The organism is Kribbella sp. VKM Ac-2568, from assembly GCF_004345365.1.
Taxonomy (GTDB): Bacteria; Actinomycetota; Actinomycetes; order Propionibacteriales; family Kribbellaceae; genus Kribbella; species Kribbella orskensis.
This window is the reverse complement of sequence record NZ_SLVF01000008.1, coordinates 350,194-365,691: the sequence shown is the minus strand read 5'-3', so window position 1 is coordinate 365,691 and position 15,498 is coordinate 350,194. Positions and strand designations below refer to the sequence as shown.

The window sequence follows — 15,498 nt, the reverse complement described above, 5'->3', positions numbered from 1 at the left end:
TCCCGGAGCCGCTCAGAGGTGTGGCGACAGGGGCCGGGGAGCTCCTTCGCTCAAACGCTCGGGGAGTTGGCTTGCCCAGACGTTCGGGGAGTTGCCTCGCCGGGAAGTTCGGGGTGTTCCTTTGCCCGGAGGGGAGGCGGGACTCCCCGAAACCGGCACCTTGTGCACCAGCTGAGCAGATCCCGGCGACCCGGACGCTCAACCGGTGCACAAGGTGGGCCCTCGGACACCAAGTCTGGACCTCGGACACGACATGACCTGTCCCTGGGCCCCACACGGTGTCCCCGGTCCCGACAACCGCACCGCCGTCCGGCGTCACACCCCCCAGAAGGTGTCCGCGGTCCCCACCACCGCACGCCGTTCGTGCCCAGCCCGGCGATCGGCCTCCCGATGACGGGCTGCTCGGCCACTGGCGCCTAACAAGCCGCCAGCCTGCGAACAACCCGCCAGCGGACCCGCAAATAGCCACAGGTGGCCAAACAACCGGCCAGCCAGCTAACAACCTGCCAGTGGACGAACAACCCGCCAGCAGTCGAACAACCCTGTCAGCACCAGCCCCCGAATCGCCGCAACCACCACCCACCGCAGCGGAAACCCCCCCGGGCCCGCCGGCGTACCGACGGACAGGAAGTAGTCGCTACACACACCACCCCGACGCGCCACCCACGCCTGGAACCTCCGCGACCACCCCAGCACTACCTGTCGGTCCGTACACCCACCCCCGGAAACACCACCCCGACCCGGCTCAGACCTCTGCGCGGGATCCGCGTAGCTGCGTCCTTCCCTGGTCGGGATGGGGTGGGTCAAGAGTCGAAACTTGTTTCGATCCCGAAGGGACGCCAAAGGCGCTCTTGACGCACACCAGCACGACTAGAACACTCACGCAGCGGAGACCGCGAACCACCCGCACCCATGCCCGGCGGACCACCCGACCGCATGTCCGGCGGAATCACCCGCGATCGTGCCGGACGGTCCGCCCGCGCGGGTGTCGCGGAACGACCCGTCCGGCGTACCGCGTACCGGCGTCCGGCCAACCGGCGTACCCACATGTGGCCGACCGGCGTGTTCACCTGGCGCGGGCCAACCGGTTGGGGGCCGAAGCGGTGGTTAGGAGGAGAAGGCGGCGTCGAAGGAAGCTGTCGGGGGGTCGAAGGCTAGGGAGCGGACGAAGTTGACGGCTTCGGCGGCGCCGACCAGGCGGTCCATGCCGGCGTCTTCCCATTCGACTGAGATCGGGCCGGTGTAGCCGATCGTGTTGAGCATTCGGAAGCAGGCCTCCCACGGGACGTCGCCGTGCCCGGTGGAGACGAAGTCCCAGCCGCGGCGTGGGTCGCCCCAGGCCAGGTGGGAGCCCATCCGGCCGTTGCGGCCGTTGCCGACCTGGCGCTTCGCGTCCTTGCAGTCGACGTGGTAGATCCGGTCCTTGAAGTCCCAGAGGAAGCCGACTGGGTCGAGGTCCTGCCAGACGAAGTGGCTCGGGTCCCAGTTCAGCCCGAACGCCTCCCGGTGACCGATCGCCTCCAGCGTCGCGGTGGTCGACCAATAGTCGTACGCGATCTCCGACGGGTGCACCTCGTGCGCGAACTTCACCCCGACCTCGTCGAACACATCGAGGATCGGGTTCCACCGGTCCGCGAAGTCGCGGTACCCGGCTTCGATCATGGCCGGCGGCACCGGCGGGAACATCGCCACCGTCTTCCAGATCGACGACCCGGTGAAGCCGACCACGACGTCGACGCCGAGCCGGCGGGCCGCCCGGGCGGTGGTCGCCATCTCCTCGGCCGCGCGCTGCCGCACGCCCTCGGCGTCGCCGTCGCCCCAGATGTGCGCGGGCAGGATCGCCTGGTGCCGCTGGTCGATCGGGTCGTCGCAGACCGCCTGGCCGAGCAGGTGGTTCGAGATCGTCCAGACCTTCAGGTTGTACTTCTCCAGGACGTCCAGCCGGTTCTGCACGTAGGCGTCGTCCTCGGCGGCCTTCCGGACATCGAGATGATCACCCCAGCAGGCGATCTCCAGCCCCTCGTACCCCCATTCGGAGGCAAGCCGGGCCACCTCCTCGAACGGCAGGTCGGCCCACTGGCCGGTGAACAGGGTGATCGGTCGAGCCATAACGGTCTACTCCTTCTCGAGGCGTGCTACTGAACATACGTGCTACTGAACAAGCGTTCTGCTGAACCAGCGTCCTGCTGAACGAGAGTGCTGCCGTACTGCGTGGTGGTGCCCCCGGCGCCGCGACCGGAGCGCAGGTCGCGACGCCGGGGACGAGGACCGGCGGACCGGTCCCCCGCCGACCGCGCGAGATCGCTCTCCCGGATCCCGGGGCGGGGCCGAACCGCCCCGGGGCACGGAAGCTCCCGCACGCCTCTCCGCGTCGGACAGGATGCGATCTCGCACGGTGACGTCTCCATCGGTCGGATCAGAGCGCCCTCTTCAGGTCCTGACCGACGGCGGTCAACAGCGTCCGGGCCGGTACGTCGGACACCGTGCGCGCCTTGGCGATGAACAGATCCAGGGCGACGGCGGCGGCGACGTCACGTCCTCTGCGTTGCTGTTGTTCGGCGAGGCCGAGCTGGATCTTCATCACCGTGGCGGTGGCCAACGGCACCGTCCCGGCGACCCGATACCGCTCGACCAGCTTGGTCGCCTCCGCGTAGGAGGCGAAGACCGTGAACGGAACCTTCGTCACGGACGTGTTGCCGGCCTTGTCCTTGGCCGTCGCGACCAGCTCGTGTGCTCCCAGCCCGAGCAGTGCGCCATCCAGCTTGCCGGTGGCAACCACCGGCTTCCCGTCGACGGCCAGCGTCACCGAGTCGACCCCGGAGAGCGCGTCCGTGGCGGTCGCCGCGACGTTCACAGCACTCGCGACTCCGAGCTTCCCGCCACTGGCCAGGCCGGTGACCGCCGCCTTCGGACCGGTGCGGTCGATCTTGACCGTCACGGATTCTGGCGCGGACACGTTGCCCGCGGTGTCACTCGCCCGGACCTGGACCGTATGCGTCCCGTCCGCGGAGAACGTGATCGGAGTCGTGTATTCGGCCCAGTCCCCGTCGCCGATCTTCTGCTCCAGGTAGAGCTGCCCGGGCTGGTTGTCGGTCGCCATCGCCGTCGCGACGACCGCATCGTTCCACCAGCCGTTCTGACCCGACGGCGCCGACGGATTCACCGACAGGTTCACCTGTGGCGCAACCGTGTCCCTAACCAGCTTGAAGTAGTCGAACTTCGCCGTCTTCGACGCGACCTGGTCGACCCCGAAGGCGTAGATCCCGAAGCTCGCCGAGCTCAGCGCGGTGTTGGTGACGGCAGGGAGCGCTGTCCAGGCCAGACCATCCGCACTGTACGACCCGGTGAAGGTCGTCCCGCTCTTGGCCAGCCGGAGGTACCAGACACCCTGGGTGGGTGCAGGTGAGGCGTTCGGTGCCGGCTGCACGATGGCGTTGTCGACCTCGCTGCGCAGCTCGATCTCCCGCGTCACGGAGCCACCCGAGGCGTTCGTGGTGAGGAAGTCCAGCTTCACGTAGTTCGCGTCGTCGCCGTAGACCATCAGGCCGCCCTGCTGGTAGGCCTCGTTGAAGGCGGACCCGTCCACCTTCGTCTCGATGGTCCAGTCACCGTCCGGTGCCGGCTGGAGCAACAGGTTCCGGGGGTTGGTGGCCGTGCCCTGGTAGATGTCGCCCTTGCTGGTGTCGATCTCGACGGCTCCACCCGTCAGTCGGTACGCCGTGGCGTCGGGCCGCACGCTCGCGGACCACCGGCAGGCGTCAAGCGCAGTACCGTCGAACTCGTCGTCCGGAGCCGGCACCTCGGCGGTGTCGTCCGGGGTGATGGTGAAGTAGTCGAACTGCGCGGCCAACGGCAACGCCTCGGTCCGGTTGGCCAGACCGAAGAGCCCGATCTTCGGGTTCGAGATGCCGGCCAACTGCTTCGTCTCCGGCATGTCGGTGAACGTCGCCCCGTCAGCGCTGTACGCCGCGCGCAGGTTCGCTCCGTCGCTGCTGAACCTCACCCACACCGTGTCCGGGTACGCCGCACCGAGATTGGCGGTGTTCGACGCGGCCACCTCGTTCGGCGTACCGGCTTCCTCGCGGATGAACTGGAAGATCCGGTCGGCCGCTGACGGTGCGCCGGTCGAGCGTCCCTGCAGCACCATCTTCGCGTAGTTGTCGTCGTCGCCGTAGACGATCAACCCGGCCTGCTGATAGGCGAGCCGGGCCGGCAGGGTCAGCTTGGCCGTGGCCTGCCAGGCGCCCGCGGGCAACGGCTGGAGCACGATGTTCGGCGTGCCCGTGTTGCCGGTGCCGTAGATGTCGGTCGCGGTCAGCGGCAGCACGAGGTCACCGTTGCTGACGGCAAGCTCCTGATTGCCTCGGACAATGGAATCCCAGCGGCCGGTGTCGACCGCAGTACCCTCGAAGCCGTCCGATCGGCCGGTCAGGCAGGTCGGCGGCGCGGTGACGTCCACCTTCACCTGGACGGTCGACGTACCAGAGGCTCCGCGGGCGTCCGTCACCGTGGCGGTCGCGACGTGAGTCCCGGACGTGGTGTAGGTGTGGCTGACGGAAGCACCAGTCGCGGTGGCGCCGTCACCGAAGCTCCACGTGTAGGACAGCGGCAGGTCGCCTTCGGGATCGGTCGCCGCGGCGGTGAAGTCGACCTTCAACGGCGCCTTGCCCTGCACGGGTGTCGCCGTAATGGTCACCGCCGGACGCTGATTCTCCGTCACGCCCTTGCCGATGAACTTCACCCAGTTGACGTTCAGCTGCCCGGTCGTCTTGACGAAGTACAACGGACCGCTGGCCAAGGTCGCCCCGCTGACCGGCGCGGTGAAGTTGGCGTACGTCTGCCACGCACCAGTCGGTGTCACCTGGATCGTCGCGACGATCGGGCCGTCGGTCGGCGAACCGGTCCGCACTTGCACCGTCGCACCGGCGTCAGGCGAAGCGGCACGCAACTGGATCTGGTCGATCGCGGTCAGGTTGGTCGGGTTCCAGCCCCACCAGTCGCCGTCCTCGATGAAGCCGATGTTCTTCCCGCCACCGGCGACGTCACCGGTGTCCTCGACCTGTACTCCGGGTGTCGACCCCGGGCCGCCCGTCTCGTCGAAGTACTCCGCTTCCCGGGTCTTGGGCTGCAGTTGGACCACCTTCTGGGTGGTGATCCGGCCGGAGCCCGGCGCGCCCTTGTCGGTGTAGGTGACGGTGACGATGCCGAAGATGTTCGCCCCGACATGGCCCTCGTCGCCCGGCAACGGGAACGTCCCCTCGCAGCCGTGGTACTGCTCGTACCCGTGCGCGTGCTCGTCATGGCCGAGCGCCGGCTGGGTGATCACGTCGTTGCAGTCGACCGTGCCGTCCTCGGGATCGGTGACTGTCACCTTGTACTTGATGGTGTCGCCGAAGTCGAAGAACCCGCCGTCGAGCGGCGCCTCCACCGTGATCGTCGGCGCGGTGTTCCCGGCCGTGATCGTGCGGTTCGACACGGCCGTCCGGCCATCGGTGTCCGTCACCGTCAATCGTGCCGTGAAAACGCCGGCCACAGTGTAGGTGTGCGACGGCTTGGCCTCGGTGCTGTCCGTCGTCCCGTTGCCGTCGAAGTCCCAGGCCAAGGTGATCGGCTGGCCGTCCGGATCACGCGATCCGGTCGAGTCGAAGGCCACCGTCAGCGGCACCGGCCCCGACGTCTTGTCCGTGCTGAACTGCGCGATCGGCGCGCGGTTGCCTTGCACATAGTCGATCCGGTAGATCCCGGAGTCCGCGTTGTTGCCGCCGAACCCGCTGCCCCACTCGATCACGTAAAGCGCGCCGTCCGGTCCGAACTGCAGCGCGTGCGGCCGGATGAAGTTCATCTCCTGCAGCATCCGGGAGACGTCCGCGACCTTCGTCCGGTCGTCGCTCAACTGCACCGAGAACAGCCGGCTGTCGTTCCAGTCGGCCCAGACCGCCTTGCCGTCGAAGTACCTCGGCCACTTCCGGTCGGAGTCGCTGTCCGGGTCGAACTTGTACGCGCCACTCGTCATCGGCGCGCCACTGCCGCCGACCTCCGGCACACCCGTGGTCGACTTACCCATCCACAGGTTCGCGGGGATCGCCGCCGGCAACTGGGTGAGACCGGTGTTGTTCGGCGAGTTGTTGACCGGCGCGGCACAGTTGAACGTCGCGCCGGACGTACCGGTCTCGAAGTTGTAGTCGTTGTACGGCGTGTTGTTGCCGACGCAGTACGGCCAGCCGTAGAAGCCCGGCTTGTCCAGGATGTTCCACTCGACCCGGCCGTCGGGTCCCCGCGTCGGGCTGACCTGGCCGGCATCCGGCCCGTAGTCCGCGACGAACAGGTGGTCGGTGGTCGGGTCGATGCCGATCCGGAACGGGTTCCGGAAGCCCATCGCGTAGATCTCCGGCCGCGTCTTCTCCGTGCCCGACGGGAACAGGTTCCCGGCCGGAACGGTGTAGCTGCCGTCGGCCTCCGGGTGGATCCGGAGCACCTTGCCGTTCAGGTTGTTGCTGTTGGCGGCGCTGCGCTGGGAGTCCCAGGCCGCGCGACCGGCCCGCTCGTCGAGGGGCGAGTAGCCGTCGGAGTCGAACGGGTTGCTGTTGTCACCGGTGGCGATGAAGAGGTTGCCCTGGCCATCGAACTCGAGCGCGCCACCCGCGTGGCAACACTGGTCCCGCTGGGTGTCGACCCGCAGTACCTGCTTCTCGCTGGTCAGGTCGAGGGTGTCGCCGTTCACCTTGAACCGGGAGACCCGGTCGAAGGGCTCGTTGCCGGCCGGCGAATAGTACAGGTAGACGAAGCCGTTCTGCGCGAACGCCGGGTCGAGCGCGATGCCGAGCAGGCCGAACTCCTGGCCGGTGTAGACGTTCAGGGTGCCGGCGGTCAGGACGGTGCCGTCGGCCTTGACGATCTTCACCGCGCCGTTGCGGTCGATGTAGAACACCCGGCCGTCGGCGGCGATGGCCAGTTCCATCGGGTTGGACGTGTCGTCGTCCAGGGTGACCTTCTGGTAGCTGTCGCTCAGCGAGGCGCCGCAGTCGGCCGGCTCCACCCCGGCCGCGGTCTTGATGCCGCCGAGCAGGTGGTTGCGGAACACCGGGTCGGCGTACGACTCGATGGTGTGGCCCATGCCGGTGTACCAGGCGCGGCCGCCCTCGTAGTCCTGGCACCATGCGATCGGGTGCTCCGGGCCCATGTTGCCGCCCGTGTACGTCGTCTCGTCGAGCGAGGCGAGCACGTGCACGGCGCCGCGCGGGTTGGTCCGGTAGTTGTACCACTCGTCCGTCCGCGGCCAGCTGGTCGGCGCCCCCGCGGTCGACGGGTGCGCGTGGTCCTCCACCTTCACGGTTGCGTTCGGCGTACCGGCCGGGTGGCTGTCGAAGTAGCTCCCGACGAGCTTGCCGTACCACGGCCAGTCGTACTCCGTGTCCGAGGCGGCGTGCACCCCGGCGTACCCACCACCGGCGCGGATGTAGCGCTCGAACGCCGCCTGCTGGTCGGCGTTGAGCACGTCACCGGTGGTGGACAGCCAGATCACCACCTCGTACTTCGCGAGCTCGGTGTCGTTGAACATCGCCGCGTCCTCGGTCGCGGTGACGGTGAAGCCGTTCGCGGTGGCCAGGTCCTTGATCGTCTGGATCCCGGCCGGGATCGAGTCGTGCCGGAACCCGGCGGTCTTGCTGAAGACGAGCGCGTTGAAGGTCTCGTCCCCGTGCCCCGGGTGGGCTCGGGCGGTGGTCGCGGTCAGCGGGATCGCCAGCGCGGCGATCAGGGCGAGCACGAGGGCACGGATCAGAGTTCCGTGCCTGCGTAGCTGGATCATCGGGAGCTCCTCATGGGTCGGATAAGGTGCGCGCTCCATCTGGCTCGTGCAGGTGCACGAGTTCCCGGGGCGGGTCCCCGGACGTCGGCCCTGGTGGTGCTGTTCAGCTACCGCTTTCCCGTGCTCTGCCCTGCCCGGGACTCCTCACACAGTGGTCAGCGGACTCCGAGAAGGTGGTCCATGGCGAGCTGGTCCAGACGCTCGAACCCGAGACCGCGAGCGGCCAGGGCCTCGGCGTCGTACGTTGCCTTGCGCAACTCGTCGAGCGTCTCGCCGGCGCCCAGGGTGGGGTGCGAGAGCTCACCGACGCGTGCCGCGGCGAGCGCCTCGGCGACCTCCGGATCGGCCCGGAACGACTGCACCTTCTCGCGCAGGATCAAGTAGTTGCGCATACAGCCGCGTGCGGTCTCCCAGACCCCCTCGAGGTCCTCGGTGCGCGGCGGCTTGTAGTCGAAGTGCACGTAGCCGTCGTAGCCCGGTCCACCCGCGGTGCCCTGCAGCACGTCGACCGTCCAGAACGCCTCACGCAGGTTGCCGGCGCCGAAGCGCAGGTCCTGGTCGAACCGGGGGCCGTGCTGACCGTTCAGGTCGATGTGGAACAGCTTGCCGTGCCACAGCGCCTGGGCGATCCCGTGCGCGTAGTTGAGCCCGGCCATCTGCTCGTGGCCGACCTCGGGGTTGATGCCGACCAGGTCGGGATCGTCGAGCCCGTTGATGAACGAGATCGCGTGCCCGATGGTCGGCAGCAGGATGTCGCCGCGCGGCTCGTTCGGCTTCGGCTCGATCGCGAAACGCAGGTCGTAGCCCCGCTCCCGGACGTAGGCGCAGAGCAGGTCCATCGACTCCTTGTACCGGTCGAGGGCCGCGTGCACGTCCTTCGAACCACCCGACTCCGCGCCTTCGCGGCCGCCCCACAGCACGTACGTCTTGGCCCCGAGCTCGGCGGCCAGGTCGACGTTGCGCAGCACCTTCGACAGCGCGTACCGGCGTACGTCGCGGTCGTTGGCGGTCAGGCCACCGTCCTTGAAGACCGGGTGGCTGAACAGGTTGGTGGTCGCCATCTCGACCACGAGCCCGGTGTCCCCGAGCGCCTTGGTGAACCGCTCGAGCACCTGCTGGCGGCGGCTGTCGTCCGGGACCAGGTCGTCGTCGTGGAAGGACACCGCGGCGGCGCCCAGCTCGGCGAGCTTCTCCACCGCCAGGACCGGGTCGAGCGGCGCGCGGACCGCCGTACCGAAGACGTCCACGCCCTCCCAGCCGACGGTCCACAGGCCGAAGGAGAACTTGTCGTCTTTCGAGGGGGTGTAGGGACTCATTCAGGAATCTCCTGCCATTGTCGGGAGGTCGAGCTGTCCTCGACCGCGGCCAGCACCCGCTGGACCTGCAGTCCGTCCGCGAACGAGGGCGCCGGATCCTTGCCCTCGGCAATCGCGCCGACCAGGTCGACCACTTGGTGGGTGAAACCGTGCTCGTACCCGAGCAGGTGGCCGGGCGGCCACCAGGCGGCGACGTACGGGTGGACCGCCTCGGTCGCGAGGATCCGCCGGAACCCTGCCGTCAGTGGATCCTCGGTAGCGTCGTAGAAGTGCAGTTCGTTCATGTCCTCGAAGTCGAACGCGAGGCTGCCCAGGCTGCCGTTGATCTCGATCCGGATCGCGTTCTTGCGCCCGGTCGCGAACCGGGTCGCCTCGAACACGCCCAGCGCGCCGGAGCCGAAGCGGGCCAGAAAGATCGCCGCGTCGTCGACCGTGACCGGACCGCGTTCGGTGCCGGCCTCGCCGGACAGCCCGCTGTGCGCGGCGGCGACCGGGCGCTCCTTGACGAACGTCTCCAGCAGGCCGCTCACCTCGGCGATCCGGTCGCCGGTGATGTACTGCGTGAGGTCGACGATGTGCGCGCCGATGTCACCGAGCGCACCGGACCCGGCCTTCTCCTTGTCCAGTCGCCACGACAGCGGCGCCTCCGGGTCCGCGATCCAGTCCTGCAGGTACTGCGCCCGCACGTGCCGGACGGTGCCGATCTTGCCGTCGGCAACGAGCTGCCGGGCCAGACCGATCGCCGGCACCCGCCGGTAGGTGAAGCCGACCATCGACCTGATGCCCTTGGCCGCCGCGTCCGCCGCGGCGGCGGCCATCGCCTCCGCTTCGGCGACCGTGTTGGCCAAGGGCTTCTCGCAGAGCACGTGCTTGCCCGCCTGGAGCGCGGCGATCGCGATCTCGGCGTGGCTGTCCCCCGGCGTGCAGACGTCGATCAGCTGCACGTCGTCGCGGGTGAGCAGCTTGCGCCAGTCGGTCTCGGTGTCGCTCCAGCCGAGCTTCTTCGCGGCGGCCTGGACCGCCTCCGCGTTCCGCCCGCACAACACGTTCATCGTGGGGTCCAGCGGCAGGTCGAAGAACCGCGGCGCGCTCCGCCACGCCTGCGAGTGGGCCGCGCCCATGAAGGCGTACCCGATCAGGCCGATGCCCAGGTTCGTCATACAGATTTCTCCTCAGTGGCTCAGGACTCGAAGGCGGTCGGCAGGTACTGGTCGACGTTGTCCTTGGTGACGACCGGCGCGTACAGCTGCACGGTGCGCGGCACCTCGACCTCCACCAGGTCGCTGAGGGACTTCTTCTGCACCAGCAGACGAGCCAGCTTGAGGCCGTCGGCGCCCTGCGTGGACGGGTAGATCACGGTCGCGCGGATCAGCGTGTTGCCGGCCTTGATGTCACGCATCACGTTGGCCGAGCCGGCCCCGCCGACCACGAAGAACTCCTTCCGGCCGGAGTTCTTGATGGCGGCCATCACGCCGACACCCTGGTCGTCGTCGTGGTTCCAGATCGCGTCGATCTTCGGCGCGGCCTGCAACAGGTTGGCCGCCGCCTTCTCACCGGACTCGACGGTGAACTCCGCCGCCACCCGGTTGTTGACCTTCAGCCCGCAGTCGGCGAGCGCTTCCTTGAACCCGGCGCTGCGGGCCTGGGTCAGCGGCAGCGAGTCGATACCGGCGATCTCGGCGATCACCGCGTCCTTCTTGCCCTTCATCTCTTTGCAGATGTAGGTTCCGGCGGACACGCCCATGCCCTTGTTGTCGCCGAGCACGGTGGTCCGGGCCGCGAAGGTGCTGTCGAACTCGCGGTCCACGTTCACCACCGTGATGCCGGCCTCCATCGCCTTGGTCGCCACCGGGGTGAGCGCGGCGCCGTCGAACGGCAGCAGCACGATCGCGTCGACCTTGTCGTTGATGAAGGTCTCGACCTGGCTGATCTGCAGGTTCACGTCGTTGGTGCCCTCGGCCACGACCAGTTCGACGTCGGAGTACTTCTTGGCCTCCTCCTGGGTCGCCTTCGTGATCGCGCCCATCCAGCCGTGGTCGGCGGCCGGCGCGGAGAAGCCGATCTTCACCTTCTTGCCCGGCTCGTCGTTGCCACCGGCGGCGACCGCCTGGGTCGCGTTGTCGTCGGTGGTCTTCTCGGCTTCCGGGGTGTTGCTGGTGCAGGCGATCAACGCCATCGAACTGAGCCCGACGAGGCCTGCGGTGAGCAGCACTCGGGCGGAACGTACGGACATCTGGTCCTCCAAAAGATGGTGTTTCTACAGGGTGTTGCCAGTGCGGTTGGTGCGGACAGCCAGGGCGCGGTGTCATTGCTTACCGCACCCCACCGCCCCAGTCAGGGAGCGCGGGCGGCCAGGCGTTGCTGGAGGAGGACCGCGATCACGATGATCAGGCCCTTCGCCACCGACTGGGCGGAGATGGACAGGTTGTTCAGGGTGAAGACGTTGTTCAGGGTGGTGAAGATGAGCACGCCGAACACGGTGCCGACGATGGTGCCGCGACCGCCGGACAGCAGCGTGCCGCCGATCACCACGGCCGCGATCGCGTCCAGCTCGTAAAGCTGGCCGTGGGTGGCACTACCGGTCGTCGTTCGCGCCATCAGCATCACCGCGGCGATGCCGCAGCAAAGCCCGCACAGCACGTAGAGAGCGACCGTGTGCCGCTGGACCTTGATACCGGCCAGCCGCGCCGCCTCGGCGTTGCCACCGACGGCGAAGGTACGGCGGCCGAAGGTGGTCCGGTTGAGCAGCACCCAGCCGGCCGCTGCGACGAGGACGAACATCCAGACCAGCACCGGGATGCCGATCAGCGAACCGCCGAAGAAGTCCACGAACGAGTTCACGCTGATGATCTGGGTCTTGCGGTCGGCCAGGATCTCGGCCAGACCCCGGGCGCCGGCCAGCATCGCCAGCGTCGCTATGAACGGCACTATCTTGCCGTAGGCAATCAGTAGCCCGTTCACCAGGCCGCAGGCGGCGCCCACCAGCAGCGCGGTACTGACCATGAAGATCCAGTGGTAGTCGGTGGCCAACTGCTGGGTGGCCAGCGTGGTCGCCCAGACCGAGGCGAGCGCGACCATCGCGCCGACCGACAGGTCGATGCCGCCACCGGTGATCACGAACGTCATCCCGATGCTGACCACGCCGATCACCGCGGCGAGCCGGAGGATCGTCAGCACGTTGGCGGTGCTGGCGAACCGGTCACCGGCCGTGGCGACGCCGACGATGCAGAGCAGGACCAGCGCGATCACCAGACCCACGTTGCGGCCGGCACCGCTCTTGAGCAGGTTGACCACCACGTTCCCGCCGCCGCCGTCGCCGCCCGACCGGCCGTTGCGTGGCGCGGTCTCGGTCGGGTCGACCTCGATCATCGCCTGGCCCGACGGGGTCGGCACGTCTTGCGGTTGGTCCTGCGTTGCCTGGGGTCGTGCGACTTCCTCACTCATCACACGGCACTTCCTTCCATCACCAGGTCGAGGACCCGGTGCTCGTCGATGTCTTGCGCGGGACCGGTGTGCACGGCCCGCCCCTCCCGCATCACCACGACCCGGTCGGCCAGACCGAGCACTTCCTCGACCTCGCTGGAGACCAGCACGATCGCGACGCCGTTGTCGGCCAGTTTGCGCACCAGCCCGTAGATCTCGGAGCGCGCTCCCACGTCGACTCCCCGGGTGGGCTCGTCCAGCAGCAGCACCCGGCAGTCCCGGAGCAGCCAGCGAGCCAGCACGACCTTCTGCTGGTTGCCGCCGGACAGGTTGCGCACGGGATGTTCCACCCCGGCCGGTCGGACGTCCAGCGCCTTGGTGAGCTCCTCGGCCGCTTCCTTCTCGGCCCGCGCGTTGAGGAAGCCGCCGCTGGCGAACCGCCCCATGCTCGACACGGTGATGTTCTTGTAGACCGCTTCGTCGAGCAGCAGCGCCTGGCTCTTGCGCTCCTCCGGAGCAAGCCCGACCCCCGCCTTCACGGACTCCTGGACGCGTCCCGCCCGCAGCAACTTCCCGTCCACCCGTACGACGCCGGTCGCGGCCCGGCGAGCGCCGTACACGGTCTCGAGAATTTCGGAACGGCCGGAGCCGACGAGTCCCGCGAGGCCGACGATCTCGCCCGCCCGGACGGCGAAGCTGATGTCGGCGAACTCCCTCGGCCGGGACAGGTTCTCCACCTCGAGCACAACCGGCGCGTCGGCCGGCAGCTCCTGCCGCGGCGGGAAGACGTACTCGATCGAGCGGCCGGTCATCAGCCGGATCAGTTCGGAGGTCGGGGTCTGGCGGGCGTCCAGGCCGGTGGCGACGGTGGCGCCGTCCTTCAGCACGGTGACCCGATCGCCGATCTGGCGGATCTCCTCGAGCCGGTGCGAGATGTAGACGACGGCCACGCCCCGCGAGGTGAGGTCGCGGATCACCCGGAACAGGTTGTCGACCTCTTCGGAGTCGAGGACCGCGGACGGCTCGTCCATCACGATCAGCTGCGCCTCCCGGGAGAGCGCTCTGGCCATGCTCACCACCTGCTGGCCTGCCGCGGAGAGCAGTCCGACCGTGCGGCCGGGCGGGATCTCGCCGTGGCCGAGTCCCCTGAGGAGCTCGCGAGCCTTGGTGTTCGCCTCGTGCCGGCGGGTCAGCCCGAACCGGGCCGGCTCGTGGCCGAGGAACACGTTCTCGGCGACGGTGAGGTCGGGAACGAGGTCGAGCTCCTGGTAGATCGCGGCGATGCCGAGGCGCATCGAGTCGGTCGGGCTGTTCAGCGAGACCAACTGGTCATTGACGTGGATGGTGCCGGCATCGGGCTGGTGGGCGCCGGTGAGCACCCGGATCAGCGTCGACTTGCCGGCGCCGTTCTGACCGAGCAGACAGTGCACCTCACCCCGGCGGACGTCGAGATCCACACCGTCGAGCGCCCGGACACCGGGGAACTCCTTGACGATCCCGGTCATCCGCAGCAGTTCGTCACTCATTGGGCTACTCCTGCCGCGTCGCGACCCACGAGTGTGGGGTCGAGGAAGACCTGGTCCAGCGAGATCTGCGCGCCACCGCGCACCGCCGCGGCGAAGCCGAGCTCCGACTGCACCACCCGGCAACCGCCACCGTCCGGAGCGATCACGCGCTCGCGGATCGCGCTCTCCAGCGGTTCTTTCAGCCACGGCCCGAGGACGGCGAAGTAGCCACCCAGCACGAGCACGTCAGGGTTCAGGATGTTCACCAGGATCGCTCCCCCAATTCCCAGCCAGGTACCTACATCTGCCAACGCCCGCAGCGTCCGGGCTCCCCCGGCCTCGGCCCGCCGGGTGATCTCCGCCAGTCGCTGCTCCACGTCGAGCGACGGGTCGCGGACCGGGTCGTCCGCATCGGTCGCCTTGTTCAGCAGGGCCGTCAGGCCGACGACGGTCTCCCAGCAGCCGGTGCGGCCGCAGCCGCAGGTGCCGCCGACCGGGGCGACCGGCATGTGCCCGACCTCGCCGCTGAACCCGTGGCCGCCCCGCAGCAGGTGCCCGCCGGTGACCATGCCGCCGCCGACACCGACCGCGCCGGTCAGCAGCACCAGGTCCTCGACTTTGCCGTCGTCACCCTTCATCTCCGAGTACGCCGCCAGCGCGGCCAGGTTCGCCTCGTTGTCCACCCGCACCTTGTACGCCGGGTCACCGAGGCGGGCGCGCATCTCCTCGACCACCGGGACCTCTTTCCAGCCGAGGTTCGGGGCGAGCTTGAGGGAGCCGGTGGTGCTCTGGACCAACCCGGGCACGGCCAGGGTGACCCCGGCCGTCTGGCCACCTCGGGCGCCCACCGCCGCCACCGCCTCGCGGATCAGCTCAGCCAGGTGGTCGAGCGTCGTACCGGGGTCCAGGTGGGCGACGTCGAGGGGGACGCGGCGCTCCGTCACCGTCTCGCCGCTGAGGTCGAGCGCGGTGACAGCGAGGTAGTCGACGTTGATCTCGGCGCCGACGCCGCAGACGCTGCGGCCGTCGAGCTCGACCAGTTGACCCGGCCGGCCGAGAGCGCCGCGCTCGGACTCGGCCTGACCTTCGCGGAGCAGGCCGCGCTCGACGAGTTCGGCGACGAGGCTGCTGACGGTGGCCTTGTTGAGGCCGGTGTCCGCGGCGATCCGGGCGCGGGAGCGCGATCCGTTCTCCCGGACGTGCCGCAGGACGACGGAGAGGTTGTTGCGGCGGAGCGACACGTGATCGGCCGCGACAACCCCGCGGCCCGGACGACTGCCCTCGGTCAGCGTCATCAGCCCCACCCCCTTCTCCCCCGACAGAAGAACGGCATCCCCGCACGCCGCCTCATGAGGCCCCTCGGCGTGGTTGTGATGCCAGTCACAGACTTTGTCTGTTGAGCCAACAAACTAAGTATCCGAGCACACTGCGTCAAGACGTTGCGAGC

At 68.7% G+C, this 15,498-nt stretch carries 8 protein-coding genes; all 8 read right to left on the bottom strand.

Features of this window, described 5'->3' with window-relative positions; translation table 11 throughout:
- Positions 1-1,107: 1,107 nt before the first annotated feature.
- The 8 genes from EV648_RS24975 to EV648_RS24940 all read right to left on the bottom strand — a co-directional run bounded on the left by EV648_RS24975 (position 1,108) and on the right by EV648_RS24940 (position 15,346).
- Positions 1,108-2,109, bottom strand: a complete 1,002-nt coding sequence (locus EV648_RS24975; protein ID WP_132296404.1) for a sugar phosphate isomerase/epimerase — start codon at positions 2,107-2,109, stop codon at positions 1,108-1,110.
- 307 nt (positions 2,110-2,416) lie between these two features.
- Positions 2,417-7,807 carry a ThuA domain-containing protein gene (locus tag EV648_RS24970; protein ID WP_132296401.1) on the bottom strand — a complete coding sequence of 1,797 codons (5,391 nt, stop codon included), beginning with the start codon at positions 7,805-7,807 and terminating at the stop codon, positions 2,417-2,419.
- A gap of 155 nt (positions 7,808-7,962) precedes the next feature.
- Positions 7,963-9,123: a xylose isomerase gene (gene xylA / locus EV648_RS24965; protein ID WP_132296398.1), complete on the bottom strand. Its 1,161-nt coding sequence runs from the start codon at positions 9,121-9,123 to the stop codon at positions 7,963-7,965.
- The gene (locus EV648_RS24960; protein ID WP_132296395.1) at positions 9,120-10,283 is read right to left on the bottom strand and encodes a Gfo/Idh/MocA family protein; all 1,164 of its coding nucleotides are present in this window, start codon (positions 10,281-10,283) and stop codon (positions 9,120-9,122) included. The genes xylA and EV648_RS24960 overlap by 4 nt, the downstream gene beginning before the upstream one ends.
- 20 nt (positions 10,284-10,303) lie before the next feature.
- Positions 10,304-11,356 carry a substrate-binding domain-containing protein gene (locus EV648_RS24955; protein WP_132296392.1) on the bottom strand — a complete coding sequence of 351 codons (1,053 nt, stop codon included), beginning with the start codon at positions 11,354-11,356 and terminating at the stop codon, positions 10,304-10,306.
- Between the two features lie 101 nt (positions 11,357-11,457).
- Positions 11,458-12,567 carry an ABC transporter permease gene (locus EV648_RS24950; RefSeq protein ID WP_132296389.1) on the bottom strand — a complete coding sequence of 370 codons (1,110 nt, stop codon included), beginning with the start codon at positions 12,565-12,567 and terminating at the stop codon, positions 11,458-11,460.
- On the bottom strand, positions 12,567-14,072 hold the full coding sequence (locus EV648_RS24945) for a sugar ABC transporter ATP-binding protein (RefSeq protein WP_132296386.1): 1,506 nt from the start codon (positions 14,070-14,072) through the stop codon (positions 12,567-12,569). Before EV648_RS24945 ends, EV648_RS24950 begins: the two co-directional genes overlap by 1 nt.
- Positions 14,069-15,346 (bottom strand): ROK family transcriptional regulator, encoded by a 1,278-nt coding sequence (locus tag EV648_RS24940; protein WP_132296383.1) that lies wholly within the window; start codon positions 15,344-15,346, stop codon positions 14,069-14,071. The genes EV648_RS24945 and EV648_RS24940 overlap by 4 nt, the downstream gene beginning before the upstream one ends.
- Between the last annotated feature and the right edge of the window lie 152 nt (positions 15,347-15,498).

Coding starts and splice junctions, on each gene's coding strand:
- EV648_RS24975 (WP_132296404.1), bottom strand. CDS start 2,109: ATGGCTCGACCGATCACCCTGTTCACCGGCCAGTGGGCCGACCTGCCG.
- EV648_RS24970 (WP_132296401.1), bottom strand. CDS start 7,807: ATGATCCAGCTACGCAGGCACGGAACTCTGATCCGTGCCCTCGTGCTC.
- xylA (WP_132296398.1), bottom strand. CDS start 9,123: ATGAGTCCCTACACCCCCTCGAAAGACGACAAGTTCTCCTTCGGCCTG.
- EV648_RS24960 (WP_132296395.1), bottom strand. CDS start 10,283: ATGACGAACCTGGGCATCGGCCTGATCGGGTACGCCTTCATGGGCGCG.
- EV648_RS24955 (WP_132296392.1), bottom strand. CDS start 11,356: ATGTCCGTACGTTCCGCCCGAGTGCTGCTCACCGCAGGCCTCGTCGGG.
- EV648_RS24950 (WP_132296389.1), bottom strand. CDS start 12,567: ATGAGTGAGGAAGTCGCACGACCCCAGGCAACGCAGGACCAACCGCAA.
- EV648_RS24945 (WP_132296386.1), bottom strand. CDS start 14,072: ATGAGTGACGAACTGCTGCGGATGACCGGGATCGTCAAGGAGTTCCCC.
- EV648_RS24940 (WP_132296383.1), bottom strand. CDS start 15,346: ATGACGCTGACCGAGGGCAGTCGTCCGGGCCGCGGGGTTGTCGCGGCC.